18 protein-coding genes and 3 pseudogenes are annotated in these 17,605 nt (G+C 68.9%); 9 read left to right on the top strand and 12 right to left on the bottom strand.

Annotated elements, in window-relative coordinates:
* Positions 1 to 28: 28 nt before the first annotated feature.
* Together M2437_RS03755 and M2437_RS03750 are read left to right on the top strand one after the other, a co-directional pair.
* Complete coding sequence (locus tag M2437_RS03755; protein ID WP_253389404.1) at positions 29 to 601, top strand: YbhB/YbcL family Raf kinase inhibitor-like protein; 573 nt, start codon at positions 29 to 31, stop codon at positions 599 to 601.
* Between the two features lie 136 nt (positions 602 to 737).
* Positions 738 to 1,718, top strand: a complete 981-nt coding sequence (locus M2437_RS03750; RefSeq protein WP_253389403.1) for an NADPH:quinone oxidoreductase family protein — start codon at positions 738 to 740, stop codon at positions 1,716 to 1,718.
* A 241-nt stretch (positions 1,719 to 1,959) separates the two neighbouring features.
* On the opposite strand, the gene ruvC is transcribed toward M2437_RS03750, so the two are convergent.
* Positions 1,960 to 2,529 (bottom strand): crossover junction endodeoxyribonuclease RuvC, encoded by a 570-nt coding sequence (ruvC, locus tag M2437_RS03745; protein ID WP_003599946.1) that lies wholly within the window; start codon positions 2,527 to 2,529, stop codon positions 1,960 to 1,962.
* 89 nt (positions 2,530 to 2,618) lie between these two features.
* Positions 2,619 to 3,260 (bottom strand): YceI family protein, encoded by a 642-nt coding sequence (locus M2437_RS03740; RefSeq protein WP_082291178.1) that lies wholly within the window; start codon positions 3,258 to 3,260, stop codon positions 2,619 to 2,621.
* 86 nt (positions 3,261 to 3,346) lie between these two features.
* On the opposite strand from M2437_RS03740, the gene ruvA reads away from it, so the two are divergent.
* Positions 3,347 to 3,973 (top strand): Holliday junction branch migration protein RuvA, encoded by a 627-nt coding sequence (ruvA, locus tag M2437_RS03735; protein ID WP_012252665.1) that lies wholly within the window; start codon positions 3,347 to 3,349, stop codon positions 3,971 to 3,973.
* Positions 3,974 to 3,989: 16 nt separating this feature from the next.
* On the opposite strand, the gene M2437_RS03730 is transcribed toward ruvA, so the two are convergent.
* Positions 3,990 to 4,286 carry a DUF3572 domain-containing protein gene (locus M2437_RS03730; protein ID WP_003599943.1) on the bottom strand — a complete coding sequence of 99 codons (297 nt, stop codon included), beginning with the start codon at positions 4,284 to 4,286 and terminating at the stop codon, positions 3,990 to 3,992.
* Positions 4,287 to 4,363: 77 nt separating this feature from the next.
* Between M2437_RS03730 and M2437_RS03725 the strand changes: the two genes are divergently transcribed.
* Positions 4,364 to 4,744, top strand: coding sequence for a response regulator (locus tag M2437_RS03725; RefSeq protein WP_003599942.1), 381 nt, complete (start codon positions 4,364 to 4,366; stop codon positions 4,742 to 4,744).
* Positions 4,745 to 4,799: 55 nt separating this feature from the next.
* The gene (locus tag M2437_RS03720; RefSeq protein WP_253389402.1) at positions 4,800 to 6,173 is read left to right on the top strand and encodes a PleD family two-component system response regulator; all 1,374 of its coding nucleotides are present in this window, start codon (positions 4,800 to 4,802) and stop codon (positions 6,171 to 6,173) included.
* 17 nt (positions 6,174 to 6,190) lie between these two features.
* Here the strand turns inward: M2437_RS03720 and M2437_RS03715 are convergent, their stop codons facing one another.
* Complete coding sequence (locus M2437_RS03715; RefSeq protein WP_003599940.1) at positions 6,191 to 6,664, bottom strand: Rrf2 family transcriptional regulator; 474 nt, start codon at positions 6,662 to 6,664, stop codon at positions 6,191 to 6,193.
* A 94-nt stretch (positions 6,665 to 6,758) separates the two neighbouring features.
* On the opposite strand from M2437_RS03715, the gene hmpA reads away from it, so the two are divergent.
* Positions 6,759 to 8,003, top strand: coding sequence for an NO-inducible flavohemoprotein (gene hmpA, locus M2437_RS03710; protein WP_253389401.1), 1,245 nt, complete (start codon positions 6,759 to 6,761; stop codon positions 8,001 to 8,003).
* A 235-nt stretch (positions 8,004 to 8,238) separates the two neighbouring features.
* On the opposite strand, the gene M2437_RS03705 is transcribed toward hmpA, so the two are convergent.
* From M2437_RS03705 to M2437_RS03685, 5 genes and pseudogenes are all read right to left on the bottom strand, one after another.
* Complete coding sequence (locus M2437_RS03705; protein WP_253389400.1) at positions 8,239 to 8,565, bottom strand: hypothetical protein; 327 nt, start codon at positions 8,563 to 8,565, stop codon at positions 8,239 to 8,241.
* Positions 8,555 to 8,947, bottom strand: a complete 393-nt coding sequence (locus M2437_RS03700; RefSeq protein ID WP_253389399.1) for a hypothetical protein — start codon at positions 8,945 to 8,947, stop codon at positions 8,555 to 8,557. The genes M2437_RS03705 and M2437_RS03700 overlap by 11 nt, the downstream gene beginning before the upstream one ends.
* 91 nt (positions 8,948 to 9,038) lie before the next feature.
* Complete coding sequence (gene cysK / locus M2437_RS03695; protein ID WP_003599935.1) at positions 9,039 to 10,019, bottom strand: cysteine synthase A; 981 nt, start codon at positions 10,017 to 10,019, stop codon at positions 9,039 to 9,041.
* Between the two features lie 355 nt (positions 10,020 to 10,374).
* The gene (locus M2437_RS03690) at positions 10,375 to 10,551 is read right to left on the bottom strand and encodes a hypothetical protein (RefSeq protein WP_012252670.1); all 177 of its coding nucleotides are present in this window, start codon (positions 10,549 to 10,551) and stop codon (positions 10,375 to 10,377) included.
* Between the two features lie 178 nt (positions 10,552 to 10,729).
* Positions 10,730 to 11,234, bottom strand: a pseudogene (locus tag M2437_RS03685) (META domain-containing protein).
* Positions 11,235 to 11,678: 444 nt separating this feature from the next.
* Between M2437_RS03685 and M2437_RS03680 the strand changes: the two are divergent.
* A complete protein-coding gene (locus M2437_RS03680; protein WP_042508715.1) occupies positions 11,679 to 11,957 on the top strand; it encodes a helix-turn-helix domain-containing protein in 279 nt (92 codons plus the stop codon).
* Positions 11,958 to 11,966: 9 nt separating this feature from the next.
* Here the strand turns inward: M2437_RS03680 and M2437_RS03675 are convergent.
* Both M2437_RS03675 and M2437_RS03670 read right to left on the bottom strand, forming a co-directional pair.
* A pseudogene (locus M2437_RS03675) lies at positions 11,967 to 13,209 on the bottom strand (NAD(P)/FAD-dependent oxidoreductase).
* A pseudogene (locus tag M2437_RS03670) lies at positions 13,206 to 14,196 on the bottom strand (LysR family transcriptional regulator). The pseudogenes M2437_RS03675 and M2437_RS03670 overlap by 4 nt, the downstream one beginning before the upstream one ends.
* A 208-nt stretch (positions 14,197 to 14,404) precedes the next feature.
* Between M2437_RS03670 and M2437_RS03665 the strand changes: the two are divergent.
* Together M2437_RS03665 and M2437_RS03660 are read left to right on the top strand one after the other, a co-directional pair.
* A complete protein-coding gene (locus M2437_RS03665; RefSeq protein WP_253389397.1) occupies positions 14,405 to 15,451 on the top strand; it encodes a class 1 fructose-bisphosphatase in 1,047 nt (348 codons plus the stop codon).
* Between the two features lie 147 nt (positions 15,452 to 15,598).
* Positions 15,599 to 16,459, top strand: coding sequence for a phosphoribulokinase (locus M2437_RS03660; RefSeq protein WP_003599924.1), 861 nt, complete (start codon positions 15,599 to 15,601; stop codon positions 16,457 to 16,459).
* 71 nt (positions 16,460 to 16,530) lie between these two features.
* Here M2437_RS03660 and M2437_RS03655 read toward each other — a convergent pair whose 3' ends face one another.
* Positions 16,531 to 17,427 carry a lipase/acyltransferase domain-containing protein gene (locus M2437_RS03655; RefSeq protein WP_253389694.1) on the bottom strand — a complete coding sequence of 299 codons (897 nt, stop codon included), beginning with the start codon at positions 17,425 to 17,427 and terminating at the stop codon, positions 16,531 to 16,533.
* Between the last annotated feature and the right edge of the window lie 178 nt (positions 17,428 to 17,605).

Genomic DNA, 17,605 nt, shown 5'->3' with positions numbered 1-17,605 from the left:
TTCGCAGGACAAGCGGAGACCCTCCCCGATGCTCGAAAAGCTGCCGCACGCCGTCGGTCAGGCGCTCTCCGGCCTCAGGGCCGGCGCAGAGAAGGCCGCGTTCCACACGGTCGCGGCGGAGGCCCCCGCCAGCCTCCGCGTGACGAGCGAGGCCTTCGCCGACACCGCACCGATCCCCGCCCGCTACACCGCGGACGGCGATGGGCTCTCGCCGCCGCTCGCCATCGCCAGCGTGCCGGACGGGGCCGCGGCGCTCGTCCTGTTCGTGGAGGATCCGGACGCGCCCTCCTCGCATCCCTTCGTCCACCTCATCGCCTGGAACCTGCGCCCGGAGGCCCAAAACGTCCCCGAGGGGGCGTTCGCGAGCCCGGCGAGCGAGGGTAGCCCGCACGATCTGGGCCGCAACTCGTTCCAGAAGGACGGGTGGCTGCCGCCGGACCCGCCGACCGGCCACGGCCCGCACCACTACCTGTTCCAGGTCTTCGCGCTGGCCCGTCCCGCCGACCTGCCCGCCTCGCCGGGCCGCGGCGCCCTGCTCGACGCGCTCCGGGGCAACGTGATCGCCAAGGGCATGCTGACGGGGACCTACGAGCGGGCCTGAACGTCTTGCGCTCGATATCTTGCGCTCACGGCGTGCGAGCGGGCATGACCGTGGCTGAACGCGGCACCGATCCTGCGCCCGCCTGCCGGGCGCGGGGATTCGGCACGACCGGCGATGTGAGGGAGACGGCGCTGATATGAAGGCCTTGGTGTGCAGCCGGCTCGGTGGGCCGGAGGATCTCGGCATTGAGGACCTGCCCGATCCGGTGGCGGGCCCCGGCGAGGCGCTGGTGCGGGTGCGGGTCGCGGCGCTGAACTTCTTCGACACGCTCATCATCGCCGGCCGCTATCAGGTGAAGCCCGAACTGCCGTTCTCCCCCGGCGGCGAGGCCTGCGGCGTGATCGAGGCTTTGGGCGCTGGCGCCGAGGGTTTCTCCCTAGGCGACCGGGTGATGGTCCATCTCAGCCACGGAACCGCCCGCGAGCGGATCGCGGTTCCGGTGAAGCGCCTCGCGCGGGTGCCGGAGGCCGTCTCCGACGAGATCGCCGCCGGGCTCTCGATCACCTACGGCACCACGCTTCACGCGCTCCGGGATCGCGCCCGCATCCGGTCGGGCGAAACCCTCGTCGTGCTCGGTGCATCGGGCGGCGTCGGGCTCGCGGCGGTCGAACTCGGCAAGCTGCTCGGGGCCCGCGTCATCGCTTGTGCCTCCTCGCCCGAAAAGCTCGAGACCGCCCGCGCCCACGGCGCCGACGACCTGATCGACTATAAGGCGGACAACCTGCGCGAGGCCTTGCGGCGCCTCACCGGCGAGCGCGGCGTCGATGTGGTCTACGACGCGGTCGGCGGCGATCTGGCCGAGCCGGCCATGCGCGCGCTCGGCTGGAAGGGGCGCTTCCTCGTGATCGGCTTTGCCGCGGGCGAGATCCCGAAATTCCCCCTCAACGTCATCATGCTCAAGGGCATCGACGTCCAGGGCGTCCATTGGGGCGCCTTCGTCGAGCGCGAGCCGGAGGCGCATGCGGCCAACCAAGCCCAACTGCTCGCCTGGGCGGCGGAGGGCAAACTCACTGTGAAGGTGCACGGCGTCTATGCGCTCGACGCCTACGCGGAGGCGCTCGGCGTGCTCGTCCGCCGCGAGGCGGTCGGCAAGGTGTTGCTCGACCTCGGAGGCTAGAGACGGGCCAGGCCGGAGAGATTCGGGTCCGAACGGCTTTGAGGCGTCGGTCGGCCGCATCGTCGGCACGGTCGGGCACCTCCGCCGCCGAGCTCCAGAAGACCGCCCGGACGATGAGCGTCACCGCGGGGCAGACCGCCGAGCGGTCGGCCAAGCCGAGCCGTTGCGCCAGGAGGTCGCCCGCTTCCTCGTCGATGTCCGCGCCGCATAGGCGGTCCGACGGGATCGTTGCCGATCGACTTTACCGGTCGAGCCGCGCCAGCGCCGCGGCGATCCGGGCCGCGCCCGGCCCCCCGCCCGCGGCCACGGCGTGGCGGCGGTCGAGGGCGATGGCCCCGCGGTGGCTGGCATGGGTGATCGCGATGGCAAGCGCGTCGGCTGCGTCGGCGAGCTTGAACTCCGCCTTCGGCAGCAGGAACTTCACCATCGCCTGGATCTGAACCTTCTCCGCGTGGCCGTTCCCGGCCACGGTCTTCTTCACGAGGTTGGCGGCATATTCCGCCACCGGCAGACCGGCGAGCGCCGGCACCAGCAGCGCCACGGCGCGGGCATGGCCGAGCTTGAGCGTAGCCTGCGCGTCCTTGTTGACGAAGGTCTCCTCCACCGAGACCTCGTCGGGCGTGTAGGTCGTGACGATGCGGGTCAGGCCCTCGTGCAGCTCGCGCAGGCGCAACGCCAGCGGCAGGTCACCGTCGGAGGTGACGACGCCGCAGGCGAGGTAGGACAGCTTGCTGCCCCGCGCCGTGATCAGACCCCAGCCGGTGCGGCGCAGGCCGGGATCGATGCCGAGGATGCGGACGTCCGTGGTCATGGCCTCGGCCTCCTTCAGAGCATCGATCCGGTACGGCACATATCGTGAACGAAGCGTTGCCGCAAACCGGCGGCCCGCTTCGCCGCTTCCTACTGAAGCTTGAACTCACCCTCCAACCGGAGGGACACCTCGTCGCCCAGCAGCGGCAGGAAGGCGTTCACGCCGAACTCGGAGCGCTTGATCACCGTCCAGCCATCGAAGCCGACCGAATAGATCTTGTCGACCGGGTTGACGCCCGCTTGGTTGAAGGTGGCGTCGAACGAGACCGGCTTCGAGACGCCGCGCAGGGTCAGGGTACCGTTGACGCGCGCCGTCGTCGGGCTCGTCGGCTCGACCGACGTGCTGACGAAGGTCGCCTCGGGAAACTTCCCGACGTCGAGGAAATCCGGCTGCTTGAGGTGCGCGTTGAGCTTGTCGTTGAGCCCGTTGGCGCTGCCGGTGCCGATCTTGACCGAGAGGCTGCTCTTGGCCGGGGCGGCGGGATCGAGGACGAGGTCGCCCGACACCTCCGTGAACTGGCCGTAATAGGTCGAGAAGCCGAGATGGCTGATCGACCACGTGATCTTGCCATGCGCCGGATCGAGCCGGTAGCGCCCGGCCTTCACCTGCCCCGGATCCTTGGTCAGAGCGGGTGGCGTTCCCTGGGCGGCCTCCTGTGCGTGTAGACCGCCGGGCGCGGCGAATGCGAAACCCGCCAGCAGGAGGGCGGCGAGGGCGTGCGTGCGCTTCATGCGGTCACCTTGTCGGTTGTGCCGCCACGACGGATATGGCCTTAGGCCAAGCGCGGCAACGGACCCTTCGAGGATCGACGGTTCACATGATCGGCAAGCTCAAGGGAATCGTCGATTCCTACGGAGAGGATTTCGTCATCCTCGATGTGAACGGCGTCGGCTACGTCGTCCACTGCTCCGCCCGCACCCTCCAGCGTCTGCCGAAGCCCGGGGAGGCGACGGATCTGGCCATCGAGACACATGTGCGTGAGGACATGATCCGCCTCTACGGCTTCCGCGTCGATGCCGAGCGGGAGTGGTTCCGCCTGCTCCAGACGGTGCAGGGGGTCGGCACCCGCGTGGCGCTCGGCGTGCTCTCGGTGCTGGAGCCGGCGCAGCTCGCCACCGCCATCGCTACCGGCGACAAGGGCGCTGTCGCCCGCGCCCCCGGCGTCGGCCCGCGCCTCGCGGCCCGCCTCGTCGCGGAGTTGAAGGACAAGGCACCCGCCTTCGCTCCCATCGACCCGGCGCTCATCGCCCTGACCGGCGCTGTCGAGGACAGGACCGCGCCGCAGCCGGTCGCGGACGCGATCTCGGCCCTGGTCAATCTCGGCTATGCCCAGATTCAGGCCTCGGCCGCCATCGCTGCCGCCCTGAAGGGCCTCGGCGAGGAGGCCGGGACGGTGGAGGCCAAGACGCTGATCCGGCTCGGGCTGCGGGAGCTGGCGCGATAGCGCGGACCAGAACGCCTCAACCGCCCTCGTCGAAAGGCGGCGGCTGCAGGCGCTGCCAGGCGGAGGCGATCCGCTCCGGCTTCACCTCCAGCGCCTCGGCGCAGGCGAGGAGCGACGGTTCGTCGCTCATGACATGGTCGAGCACGGCACCAAGAAAGCCGGGATCGTGCATGCTCTCACGCAGCGTTCCGGGCTCCAGGCCGCTGGCGGCGATGAACCGGAACAGCCGGTCCTCGTCGGCGGCGAGCCATCCGAGCACCTCGACCGCGAGACGCTCGCTCGGGCCATCACTATGATCAAGTTTGCGTTTCATCAACGAGTAGCAGTTTAAGAGAGTAAGAGGGCCGGGCCACGGGTTGGAACGCCATCGCGACCGCGCCGGAGCAGGTCATGAAGAAAACCGTTCTTATCGTTGAAGACAACGAGCTGAACATGAAGCTCTTCAACGATCTGCTGGAGGCGCACGGCTACGCGACCCTCAAGACCGCCAACGGTATCGAGGCGATTGAACTCGCGCGCGCGCACCACCCAGACTTGATTCTGATGGACATCCAGCTTCCCGAAGTCTCGGGCCTGGAGGTGACAAAGTGGCTCAAGGACGACGACGACCTTCGTAACATTCCTGTGATCGCTATCACCGCTTTTGCAATGAAAGGCGACGAGGAACGCATTCGTGAAGGCGGATGCGAGGCATATTTGTCCAAACCGATCTCGGTTGCGAAGTTTTTGGCAACGGTCCGTCGTTACATTGGTGATGACGGCGCTCCTTGAGACCTCTTCGGACTGAATGCCGTCGCGGTCGTGAAGGCCGCGCCTCGGAGGAACGATGTCCGCTCGCGTCCTGATCGTGGATGATCTCTACCCCAACGTCCGGCTGCTCGAGACAAAACTGTCTCTCGAGTATTTCGACGTGGTCGTGGCGATGAATGGGCCAGACGCCCTGGCCATTTGCGAGAAGGGCGAATGCGACGTCGTTCTCCTCGACGTGATGATGCCGGGCATGGACGGCTTCGAGGTCTGCCGCCGGCTCAAGGCCAATCCCGCCACCGCCCATCTGCCGGTGGTGATCGTCACCGCCCTTGATCAGCCCGCCGACCGGCTGCGGGGCCTGGATGCGGGCGCCGACGACTTCCTGACCAAGCCCATCGACGACACCGCGCTGATGACGCGGGTGCGCAGCCTCGTGCGGCTGAAGGCCGTGACGGACGAGCTGCGCTCGCGCGCCCTGGAGGCGCGCGAGATCGGCGGCCCCGACCCCCTGGTTCTTGCCGCCGCCGATACCGGCGAGGGTGCGCGCATTCTCCTTGTGGAGGACCGGGCGAGCGCCATCGACCGCATCAGCACCGCGCTCTCCCAGCACCATCAGATCACCGTGGAGACCGACCCGCACCGCGCCCTGGTGCGAGCGCCCGAGGAAGGCTTCGACCTCGCCCTGGTGAGCCTCGATCTCGAAGGCTTCGACGGGCTGCGCCTGTGCAGCCAGCTCCGCTCGCTGGAGCGGACCCGCAGCATGGCGCTGATCATGCTCGGCGAGATGCACGAGAAAACGCGCATCACCCGCGGCCTCGAATTCGGCGTCAACGACTACCTGCTGCGCCCGGTCGACCGCAACGAGCTGATCGCGCGGGTGCGCACGCAGGTGCGGCGGCGGCGCTTCTCCGAGACCCTGCGCGGGGCGCTCCATGCCTCGATGGAACTCGCGATCACCGACGACCTGACCGGCCTGCACAACCGCCGCTACCTCGACCGCCATCTCGGGCCGGTCTTCGGTGAGGCGGCTTTGCAGGAGAAGGGACTCGCCTGCCTGCTCCTCGACATCGACCGCTTCAAGCTGATCAACGACACCTACGGCCACGAGGCCGGCGACGAGGTGCTGCGCGCCTTCGCCGAGCGCATCCGCCAGTATGTACGGCCGATGGACATCCTGGCCCGCTACGGCGGCGAGGAGATCGTGATGGTGGTGCCCGGCGCCGAACTGCCCGATGCCCGCGCCATCGCCGAGCGCATCCGCCACCGGATCGAAGCGACGCCCTTCACCATCGACGGCGGGACGCGCGACATCGGTGTGACCGTCTCGGTCGGCGTCTCCGTGCGGCGCGCGACCGATACGGGTCCGTCCGACCTGCTCAAGCGCGCCGACACCGCGCTCTACCGTGCCAAGTCCTTCGGCCGGAACCGGGTCGAGGCCGCAGCCGCGTAGGGAATCTCGGCGCCGCCTCACTCGGGAGCCGGCGCTTCCGCCGGGATGGCGGCGGGTGGGGACAGGCCGAGCAACCGCGCGATCTCGTCGCCCTCCGCTCCGCCCAACAGGTCGGCGAGGGTGTAGCGGTCGAGAACCGCCAGGAAGGCCGCCAGCGCCTCACCGAGTGCCCGCCGCAGGCGACAGGGCGCGGTGATCGCGCAAGACCCTGCGGAAAAGCACTCGACCAGCGCGAGATCGTCCTCCGTCTCCCGGACGACGGCGCCGACAACGATCTCAGCCGGCGGCTTGGCGAGGCGCAACCCGCCGCCCCGGCCCCGGATCGTCTGAATCAGCCCGAGCCGGCCGAGTTGATGCACCACCTTGGTGAGGTGGCTCTCCGAGATCCCATAGGCGCGCGCGATCTCCGCGATCGAACTTTGCTTCGGCTCGCGCAGGCCGACATAGATCAGGGTCCGCAGGGCGTAGTCGGTGTAGCGGGTCAGGCGCATGGCGGATCCGAGCGACCTATAAGGTACATTTCACTTGCATCTTTTCGAGAGCTGCGACAAAAGATTCATGTCGAATGAACCTTTGGATCCGACGATGCCCGCACCGCTCTCGCCCCAAACCGTCGCCACCGTCAAAGCCACCGTCCCGGCTCTCGAAACGCACGGGCTCGCCATCACCCGGCGCATGTACGAGCGCCTGTTCGAGAACGTGGAGATCCGCGACCTCTTCAACCAGTCGCATCACGGCGAAACCGGCTCGCAGCCCAAGGCCCTCGCCCTCGCCGTTCTGGCCTATGCCCGCAACATCGACAACCTCGGCGTGCTGACGAGCGCGGTGGAGCGCATCGCCCAGAAGCATGTCGCGCTCAACATCCTGCCGGAGCATTATCCTCACGTCGCCGACGCCCTGCTCGCGGCGATCCGCGATGTGCTCGGCGAGGCAGCGACCCCTGAGATCATCACGGCCTGGGGCGAGGCGTACTGGTTCCTGGCGGAGCTGCTGATCGGCCGGGAGGCGACGATCTACCGGGATCAGGCGACCAAGACCGGTGGATGGAACGGCTGGCGCGACTTCGTGGTCGAGAGCGTCACCCCGGAAAGCGAGACGATCCGGTCGTTCGTGCTGGTCCCCGCTGACGGCGGCCCGGTGCTGCGTCACGAGCCGGGGCAGTATCTCGGCTTCCTCGTCGACCTGCCGGGCCGGGGTGTGCTGAAGCGGAACTACTCGATCTCCTGCGCACCGAACGATCGCGCCTACCGCATCACCGTCAAGCGCGAAGCCGCCACGGCGCATCCGGCCGGCCTGGTCTCGAACTGGCTGCACGCGGAAGCGAAGGCCGGAACCGTGCTGAAGGTCGCCGCACCCGCGGGCGACTTCTTCCTCGACCGGGAGAGCGCCGAGCCGGTGGTTCTGGTCAGCGGCGGCGTCGGCCTGACCCCGATGGTCAGCATGCTGGAAAGTATCGCGGCGGAGACGCCCGAGCGCCCGGCTTGGTTCGTCCACGGTGCCCTGAACGGGCGGGTCCACGCCATGCGCGAGCATGTGCGCGGCCTTGTTGCGAACCAAGCGGCCCTGTCGGCCCATATCGTCTACGCGGAGCCGGAGCCGCAGGACCGGCCCGGCGAAGATTTCGACCGCGAAGGGCTGATCACGGCCGAGTGGCTCGTTGCGAACACCCCCTCGGAGCGTGCGACCTACTACCTGTGCGGACCCAAGCCCTTCCTGGCCGCTCTGGCCAACGGGTTGGCCCGTGCCGGCGTCCCGGCGGAGCGGGTCCGGTTCGAGTTCTTCGGCCCCGCCGACGAGCTGTTGGACGAGGCACCCCGGCAAGCCGCCTGAGCCGGCAGGGCCGCACCGGGGGCGCGGTCAACCCGCTCCCGGATCGGTCTCGTCGCCCTGTGCCGGCGCACCGGGCTTGCCGTCGGTCTTCTCGTTGGGATCCTTGACCGCGTCGGGGGCGCTGTTGGCGGGCTTGTGCCCGTCCTGGCGCTCACCGATCCGTCTCGCGGTCGTCGCCGTTCTGCTTGTCCATCGTCGAGTTCCCTCTAGGAATTGCGGTGCGGGCCGGCGCGGCTCAGGAGTGCTTGGCTCGGTCGGGCTCGCCCGCGATGGGCTCCCCCTCACGCGGGCCGGCCGAGGCCTTGCGGTCGGAATGGCCACCGGACGAACCGCCGATCGCGGGCGGCGTACGTCCGGCCGCGCCCCCTTCCGCGCCTTCGCCCCATTCATCGTGCCGCTCGGCATCGGAGCGCCCGCCGGACCCCTGCCCGGTGATCGCTGCCTGCTCGGAGGTCTGGTGGCCGCCGCCCGCCGGATGGGGGCCGGGTGAGCCGACTGCCTCGTCGGGCTTGCGGGTGCCGGTGTTGCTCAGGTCTTCGTTGGGCCGGTTTTCATTTCCCATCACGGCCTCCCCCATCACGCTCGCCAAGATCCTCGCCGTGACGCGGCGGCTCTTCCTGGCCGACGGCGGCGGTGGCGCGCTCGATCGCCTCCTGCGCGGTCGCGTCGGGCTCTGAGCGGGACGAGGGATCGGAGATCCGGCGTAGATTTTCGGCGGGCGTCTCGGCCTCGGTCTGGTCCACCGCGTCCTGGCCCTGGCGCTCGGTGCCGGAGGCGATGCGCGCGGTCTCGGCCATCCCGTCGGGATTGCTCTTCAGGTCCGCCTGGGTCCGCGAGGGGATGCCGGCGTCGAGGGGCGAATCGGTGCCGAAATCCTGGCCGTTGCGATCCGCATAGGCGTCGAACGCCTTCAGCGACGGCCGGTCGGGGGAAGTCTCCGTCATTCTTCGTCCTCCTGATCTGACCGGGACAACAATCCGGGACCGGAGGAGTTGCGATGCGGGTCCGTCGCAGACCCGCACCGCGCAACGCGTGTTAGCCGATGCCTTCGAAGAGCACCGAGGAGATGTAGCGCTCGGCGAACGAGCAGGCGATCGTGACGATGCGCTTGCCCTGGAACTCGGGGCGGCCCGCCAGTTCCAGCGCCGCCGCGACATTGCCGCCGGTCGAGATGCCGCCGGGGATGCCCTCGAACTTGGCGAGGTCGCGGGCGGTGTCGATCGCCTGCTGGTTCGACACCTTGAGCACGCCGTCGAGGATGTCGGTGTGCAGGTTGTCGGGGATGAAGCCCGCGCCGATACCTTGGATCTTGTGCGGGCCGGGCTGGCCACCGGAGATCACGGGGCTGTCCACCGGTTCCACCGCGAACACCTTGAGGTTGGGCAGACGCGGCTTGAGCACCTCGCCGACGCCGGTCACCGTACCGCCGGTGCCGACACCCGCCACGAAGGCGTCGAGCTGACCCTGCGTGTCGTTCCAGATCTCTTCCGCCGTCGTCTTGCGGTGGATCTCCGGGTTGGCGGGGTTCGAGAATTGCTGCGGCATCACCGCGCCGTCGATCTCGCGCAGGAGCTCCTCGGCGCGACCGATCGCGCCCTTCATGCCCTGCGCGCCCGGCGTCAGTTCGAGCTGCGCGCCGAGGAAGGCGAGCATCTTGCGCCGCTCCACCGACATCGTCTCCGGCATCACCAGGATCAGGCGGTAGCCGCGGGCGGCGGCGACGAAGGCCAGCGCGATTCCGGTATTGCCCGAGGTCGGCTCGACCAGCGTGCCGCCGGGCTTGAGCCGGCCGGAGGCTTCCAGCGCGTCGATCATGTTGACGCCGATACGGTCCTTCACGCTCGAGATCGGGTTGAAGAATTCGAGCTTGAGCAGGATTTCGGCGTCGACGCCCCGCTCCTTGGTGAGCCGGTTGAGGCGCACGAGCGGCGTGTTGCCGATGGTCTCGGTGATCGAGCCGTAGACGCGGCCGTGTCCGGGCTTGCGCACGGTGTCCGGGGTCGAGGTGTCTGTCATCGTCTGTCCGCTCCCTGAGCGCTCCCGTGCCGCAACGGCCACCGGCCCGGTGCAGGAGCGCGCGCCAACACGAAAGGCTTCCACATCGGCCCGAAGGAAGACGACCGCCAGGGGGCAAAGCCGACGCGAAACCAGAAACTTAGCGCTCCCGCCGAAGCGAGGTCCGCTGCGGCGACGCGTAGCCGATTTCGCAAGCTCCGTCGAGCTTCACGCCGGGCGGATACCAGTCTTTACACGGACTGCGCACGGCTGAGCTTTAGCGGAGAATTTTATTTTCTTTTTTCGCCGCCGGACGACAGTATTGTCATCCTCGTCACTCCGAATCGAAGGGCCGGTTACGGTCCGCGATCGCGGTTCAGGCGACGAGAAAGCGGGTGGCGAGGATCAGGATGCCGATTCCCGAACTAGTGGCGAGGGCGGCCAGAGTCGCCGCACCCTCGTGGTGGGCGCGGACGAAGTCGTAACGCGCCGCGTGGGAGGCCGCCGGCCGCACCTTCGGGACGACGCGCTGGTGAACCCGGCCGATCCGCATTCCGTCTCTCCGCCTGAGCGGCCGCGCGGAGCGCGACCGAGGGGCGCGAGGAAACGGCGCGGGAGCCTGACGGAGGATGAATTCGGGCTCCCGTCCACGAATCGTCGTCAACGGGGACTTAAAACGATCGCGCGCCGGCTCGTCCGAGGAACCGGCGGGCTGTTCGAGAATAGGGCGCCTACAGGGCCCGATCAAACCGCAGCTCGCCGTTCTGGCTGCGGATCACGAGTTGCGAACCGTCGAGGTCCCACTTGCCCGCCGTGCGCAGGGCGACGAGGAAGGCCTGCTCGGTGGCTGCCAGCGCCTTGTCGCAGGTCTTCTTGGTGAGCGCCAAGGGACCGACGGCGAGATGCTGTTCGCGCAGGGGGAAGGCGGTGGCGGTGAAGGTGTTGCAGCCGCCATAGCCGCGGGCGCGGTACTGCGCGTCGATGATGAAGCTCGGGCGGTCGGCACCGGTGAACGGCTTGCCGTTCATGCTGACGGCGGTCCACATCGAGCCGAGCGGAAACATCTTCTCCGTCGGCTTCGCGCCGGGGACGTATTGCGGCTTCTTATCGGGCTGCTTGCCCGCGCCGAAACCGGACGTATTGCCGCCCATGCCCATTTTGCGCCGCAGCCGGCACGGCCGCGAGCGCGCCCGCGGCAACCGCGCAGGCCAGCGCGGCGGTCAGCATCCTGTTCATCGTTCAGCCCCCTGTCTGCTCGACTGCTTCACCCCGGAGCCCCACTTGGCCAGCGGCTCGGCTCTTCGCCCGATGATTGGGCCGAGCCGGCGCATGCTCCGTATCCTTCGGGCCGCGCCCCCTCTCGGCAGCCGGTCCTGGGCGCTAGGGGGAATCGGCACAGATTCAAGCACAATTATGGTCAAGACCGGCCCGAGACCCGGTTCAGCGGCGATCCCGTCCGTTTCGACGCGCCGCGAACCTTGTGCGGCAGGAATTCTCGCCCGGCGAGTCTTCGAGCCAGGCGAAACGCCGTTTCTCACAAGCTTCACCGAAACGAACCGGCCCGTCGGACCGTTGAACGATCCCGTGCCCCGTGGCGCGGGGTGGTATCTGCCAAGGATCGAGGAGAGCGCTTTGACGGGATCGGATGAAGGTGCGTCGAGCGGAGCCTCGCCCAACACGATGAATGCGGCCCAGTGCCGGGGTGCCCGCGGCCTGCTCGGCTGGTCCGAGGCGGATCTCGCCCGCCGCTCGGGGCTGGACGAAGGCTTCATCAAGGGGTTCGAGGCCGGCACGGGCGATTCCGCCTCCGGCCAGGTCGAGGCTTTGCGCAGCGCCCTGATGCAGGGCGGCATCGTCTTCACCGACGGTGCGACGCCGGGCGTCCGGCTGTCCGAGCAGCAGCGCGGCGGCGACGAGGGCACACGGCTCGATCAGCTCACGACCGAGAACGACCGCTGAGGTAAAATCTCAGCCCGTCGCCAGGGCCTTGAGGTCGAAGCCCGGATCGCCGGCCTGCTCCGGCGTCAACCGCTTGCCCGCGGCCAGAAGGCGGCGGGCCGCCATATGGTCGGCGGGGCGATCCACCGATTCGACGGCGCTGAGCGCGCCATCGCGGAAGCGGAACACCGAGAAGCCGGCACCGGCGCGGCGCAGGACGCTCGCGTCAGACGGCGCGGCGAGCCCGGCGATCTGGAGCTTGCGCGGCCCCTGATCGCTCCAGAACCACGGCACCGCGTCGTAGGCGGCGGGCCGGCCGGTGAGCCGGGCGGCGAGGCAGCGGCCCTGATCGACTGCGTTCTGCACCGATTCGATCCGCACCCGGTCGCCACCGGGCATTCCCGACGCGAAACGGCTCGGGAAGCGCACGCAATCGCCGATAGCCGAGATCGCCGGGTCACTGGTTGCCAGGAAGGCATCGATCTCGATGCCGTCGCGCACGGCGAGGCCGGCTTCCGCCGCGAGTTCCTGGTTGGGCACCACGCCGATGCCGACGAGCACGAGGTCGGCAGGCAGGCTCTGCCCGTCGGCGGTGCGAACGGCCACGGCCCGTCCCCCCTCCCCCTCAATGGCAGTGACGCCCGCCCCGAACAGGAAGGTGACGCCGGCCTCCTCGTGGAAGGCGCGGAACGCCTCCGAGGTCTCGGGCGAGACCGCCCGCGCCATGACGCGCTCGGCCGCCTCGATCACTGTGACGGAGAGACCGCGGGCGGCGCAGACTGCCGCGAATTCGAGGCCGATGAAGCCCGCGCCGATCACGACGATCCGGTGGATGCCCTCGATCGCCGCACGAAGCGCATCGGCATCGTCGAGGGAGCGAAGCTGGCGCACGCCGTCGAGATCGGCCCCTGGCACCGGCAGCGCCCGGTTACGGGTGCCCGTCGCCAGGATGAGGTGGTCGTAAGACAGATCCTCGCCGTCCGAGAGCCGGACGCTGCGCCCGGCGCGATCGATCGCCGTCACCCGTGTCCCGGGCCGGTGCGCGATGCGGTGCTCGGCGAAAAAGCTCTCCTGCCGCAGCAGCAAACCGCGGGCATCGGTCTTGCCGGCGAGATAGGCCTTCGACAGCGGCGGGCGCTGGTAGGGCGGCGCGGCCTCGTCGCCGACGAGGGTCAGGCGGCCGGAAAACCCTGCCTCCCGCAGCGAGGCGGCGGCCTGAAAGGCCGGCCTGCCCCGCCCCGACGATGACGATCGTCTCCATCGGCCCGCTCACTCGCCCGCCTCGGCCGGGCTGCGGACCGCCTTGAGCGGCGCTGCTGCGGCCGAGTCCTCCGGGAAGAAATCACCGGGAATGCTCGGCAGGAAGCGGCGGCCTTCCTGCGCGAGATAGTCCCAGAACGCGTCGGAGGCCGGACCGAGCACCTTGTCGGCGCGGCGCACGACGTACCAGTCGCGCCGGATCGGCAGGCCCTCCACGTCGAGGAGGACGAGGCGCCCGCTCGCCACCTCCGCCGCCACCGAGTGGCCGGACAGGAGCGCGATGCCGAGGCCCGCCATCACCGCCTGCTTCAGCGTCTCGTTCGAGCCGGAATCGATCCCGAGCTTGGCCCGGCGGATCATCACGCCGTTCATGAATTCCTCGAACACCGAGCGGGTGCCCGAGCCCTCCTCGCGCACGAGGAAGGATTCCTCGGCCAGATCCGCCCGCGTCAGGCCGCGCCGCCCCGGCCATCGGGTGGTCGGGGGCGGCGATCAGCACCAGGGGATGAGGCCCGAACGTCTCCGCCTCGATGGCGAAGTCCCGCGGCGGGCGGCCCATGATCGCGAAATCGATGTCGTAGTTGCGCAGGGCCTCGATCGTGTCCTGCCGGTTGCCGACGGTGAGCGAGATCTCGACCTTCGGATGGGTCTCCATGAAGCCGGCGATGACGAGCGGCGCGAAATACTTCGCCGTGGAAACGACCCCGAGGCCGACCCGACCGCCGCCGCCGCCCTTCAGGGTGCGCAGGCGGTCGGTGCAGGTCTCCAGCACGGTGTTGATGCTGTTGATCGCCCACAGCATCTCGCGGCCCGCATCGGTCGGCTTGAGGCCGGTCGGCGTGCGGTCGAACAGGAGGAGGCCCGCCTCCTCCTCGAGCTGGCGGATGCGTGCGTAGAGCGCGGCGGAGGTGACGTTAAGCTCCTGCGCGGCCCGCGTCATTGTGCCGAGCCGTGCGACTGCGGCGACCGCCTGGAGCTGCTTGAGCGAAAGATTGCGCATGCCCCGGTTTTAGTTTTTTTGCGGGGCACCACAAGTTTTTTTAGAAATCTTTCGACAGCCGTCTCGTGCCGTCTGGCGCTGCCGCCTCGCCACAGCGTATCATAGCGCGAGATAGCCCTGCACGCCTCCGCGCGCGCATGGCCGATAAGAACGCCGCGCAGGACCTTGAGTCACACGCGCGGGTTCGACGGGAGCGAGCCTCAGAACGATGACGAAGCCCTACGGGTCATCCCTCGACGACCATCTCGACGCCGAAGTCGCGCGGGAGCCCTCGCTGGCCGACACCGCCGCCACGATCCGGGCGCTCGCCGCCGCCGCGATCGACGTGAGCGAGACCGTGGGTCGTGGGTCGCTCGCGGGCGACCTCGCCGCCCAGGGCGAGCACAACAGCGACGGCGACGTGCAGAAGGCGCTCGACGTGATCGCCCACAAGCGGTTCATGCGGGCGCTCGAAGAGGCCCCCGTGGCGCAGGTCGCCTCGGAGGAAGCCGAGGACGTGGTGACGCTGAAGGCCGGCGCGCCGCTGGCCGTCGCGATCGACCCGCTCGACGGCTCGTCCAATATCGGCGTCGGCATGGTGGTCGGCACCATCTTCGGCATCCGCCCGGTGACGCCGGGCGAGGATCCTAATGCCTCGTTCCTGACTCCCGGCACGACCCAGACGGCCGCCGGCTTCGTCGTCTACGGCCCGGCCACGACCTTCGTGGTCACGCTCGGCAACGGCACCCGCATCTTCACCCTCGACCGGACGGACAACGTCTTCCGCCTCACCCACGACGCGATGAAGATCGTCCCCAGTGCCAGCGAGTACGCGATCAACGCCTCGAACGTCCGCCACTGGGACGGGCCGGTGAAGTCCTACATCGAGGATTGCCTGCGCGGCTCGGAAGGCCCGCGCGACCGTGACTTCAACATGCGCTGGACCGCCGCGCTGGTGGCGGACGCGCAGCGGGTGCTGATCCGCGGCGGCGTGTTCCTGTATCCGGGCGACAACCGGAAGGGCTACGCCCAGGGCCGCCTGCGCCTCTTGTACGAGACCGCCCCCATCGCCTTCCTGATCGAGCAGGCCGGCGGCGGCGCCACCGACGGCCAGGGCCGCATTCTCGAGCGGGTGGCCACCAAGATCCACGAGCGCTCCCCCCTGGTGTTCGGCTCCACCGAGGAGGTCGAGTGCGTGGGCAAGTACTATGACGGCCGCCAGCCCAGCGCCGGCCGCTCACCCCTGTTCGGCCAGCGCGGCCTGATGCGGAGTTGATCAATGGGTGCATAGTCCCCGACCTACGGTCGCAGACTCAGCGTCCGGCGGAAGACCGCCGCCGCGCATTTGCGCGGCCAGAAGGCGATGATTCGGGATCATCGCCGTCTGGAACCAAGCACTCGGCCCGATTTATCTGAAAAGCCCATGTCGGCGCGTCATCCCATCATCTCGGTCACCGGCTCTTCGGGCGCCGGGACCACCTCGGTCCGCAACACCTTCGAGCAGATCTTCCGAAGGGAGGATGTCAGCGCCGTCTACATCGAGGGCGACGGCTTCCACGCGCACGACCGCGACACCATGCGGGCGATGATGGCGCGCGAGCCGACGCTGAGCCACTTCGCGCCCCGCGCCAACCTCCTGCCCGAGCTGGAGGAGGTGTTTCGCAGCTACAGCGAATCCGGGACCGGTCGCACCCGGCACTACGCCCACGACGAGGCGGATGCCGCGCGCTACGGCGTCCCCATCGGTGCCTTCACGCCCTGGGAGCCGTTCCAACCCGGCTCGGACCTGCTGTTCTACGAAGGCCTGCACGGCTGCGTGGTCGATCAGAACGTCGACCTCGCCCGCTATCCCGACCTCAAGATCGGGGTGGTGCCGGTGATCAACCTCGAATGGATTCAGAAGCTGCACCGGGACCGCTCGACGCGGGGCTACTCGACCGAGGCCGTCACCGACGTGATCCTGCGCCGGATGCCGGACTACGTGCAGACGATCTGCCCGCAATTCTCATGGACGGACATCAACTTCCAGCGGGTGCCGACGGTGGACACCTCGAACCCCTTCATCGCCCGCTGGATTCCGACCGCCGACGAATCGATGGTGGTCATCCGCTTCAAGGATCCGAAGGGGATCGATTTCTCCTATCTCGTGTCGATGATCCACGACAGCTTCATGAGCCGGGCCAATTCCATCGTCATCCCCGGCGGCAAGCTCGATCTGGCGATGCAGCTCATTCTGACGCCGATCATCATGCAGCTCGTGGAGCGGCGGCGGCGGCTGGCGTAAGCCTCATCCGGCCCCCTCGGGGCGCCAACCGCTCGCGATGACGGCGAGGATCGTGCCGCGTCGCCCGACCCTCAGGCGCTTCCGGCATCCGACATCTCGACGGGGGCAACCGCCTCCTCTCGGTCGAGAAACGCCGCGACGGCTTCCGAAAATTCCGGCGTGCGCAGGTAGCCGTAGGATTTGTGGTGGTTCACGCTGCCGCGCGGGCGCCGATAGGTGTTGAGGACGGGACGATCGATCACGCCCACGCCCGCCGGGTTCGGGGCATAGGCCTCGGCCAGCGTCGTGCCCACGGTTGCCACGTCCTCGCGGTCGCCGAGATTGCTCCAGCGGGCCACGGCGTAGGGCACGCGCAAGGCCCCGTGCTCCTCGGCGAGGCGATGCTTGATCTCGGCGAGACCGAGCGGCGCGCCCATGGTGACGAAGTGCTCGATCCGCGGACAGCGCCCGTCGCGCTCGAGCTGCCGCAGCACGTCGTAGGCGATCAGCGAGCCCATCGAATGGGCGGCGAGCAGCAGGGGCCGGCCGGCATGCTGCTCCAGCGCCTCCCGCAAGCGTTCGCGGGCGGACTCGCGGAACGCGGCGTCCTCGTAGTAGCCCCAGAGGTCGTCGAGCCGGTGCTCAATGATGAAATCGTCGAGGACGAGACGCCCGGTCTTCTCCTGCGCCCACTCGACGATGCGGTAGAGCCGGTCGGTCAGGGTCGGGGCGCACACACCGTCGGCGCTCGGGAACGGTCCCCTCCCCCGCGCGGGGTAGTAGGGTTCCCGGTTGCTGTCCTCGGAGAGCGGCGCGTCGTAGCGCAGGTCGGCCCAGTAGACGAAGTCGAAGGACAGATCCCGCGGATCTTCGCCGAGGTTGCGCCGGAGTCCCTCACGGATCGCCTCAGCCCACCACGCCTGCTTCTCTTCTTTCGGCGGCTTGTTGGCGAGGCCGTGGATGCCGAGGATGAGCGGGCGGTCGTGCATCGGTCGAAGAGAGGGGCCTTGCGCGTCGTCAATGGCCGGCGCAGCGCCGGCCTCGCAGGGCATATAGCGCACGGACCGCAGCGGTTCCGCGCGACAAATCGGCAGCATGGTTCAGCGGCCGAACCTCTCCTCGCCGTCAACGGGGCGGTGCGAGCATCCGCAAAGCGCGGGCGTAGGC

The organism is Methylorubrum pseudosasae, assembly GCF_029504475.1.
In the GTDB taxonomy this organism is placed as follows: domain Bacteria; phylum Pseudomonadota; class Alphaproteobacteria; order Rhizobiales; family Beijerinckiaceae; genus Methylobacterium; species Methylobacterium extorquens.
This window is presented reverse-complemented; position numbering and strand designations above follow the sequence as displayed.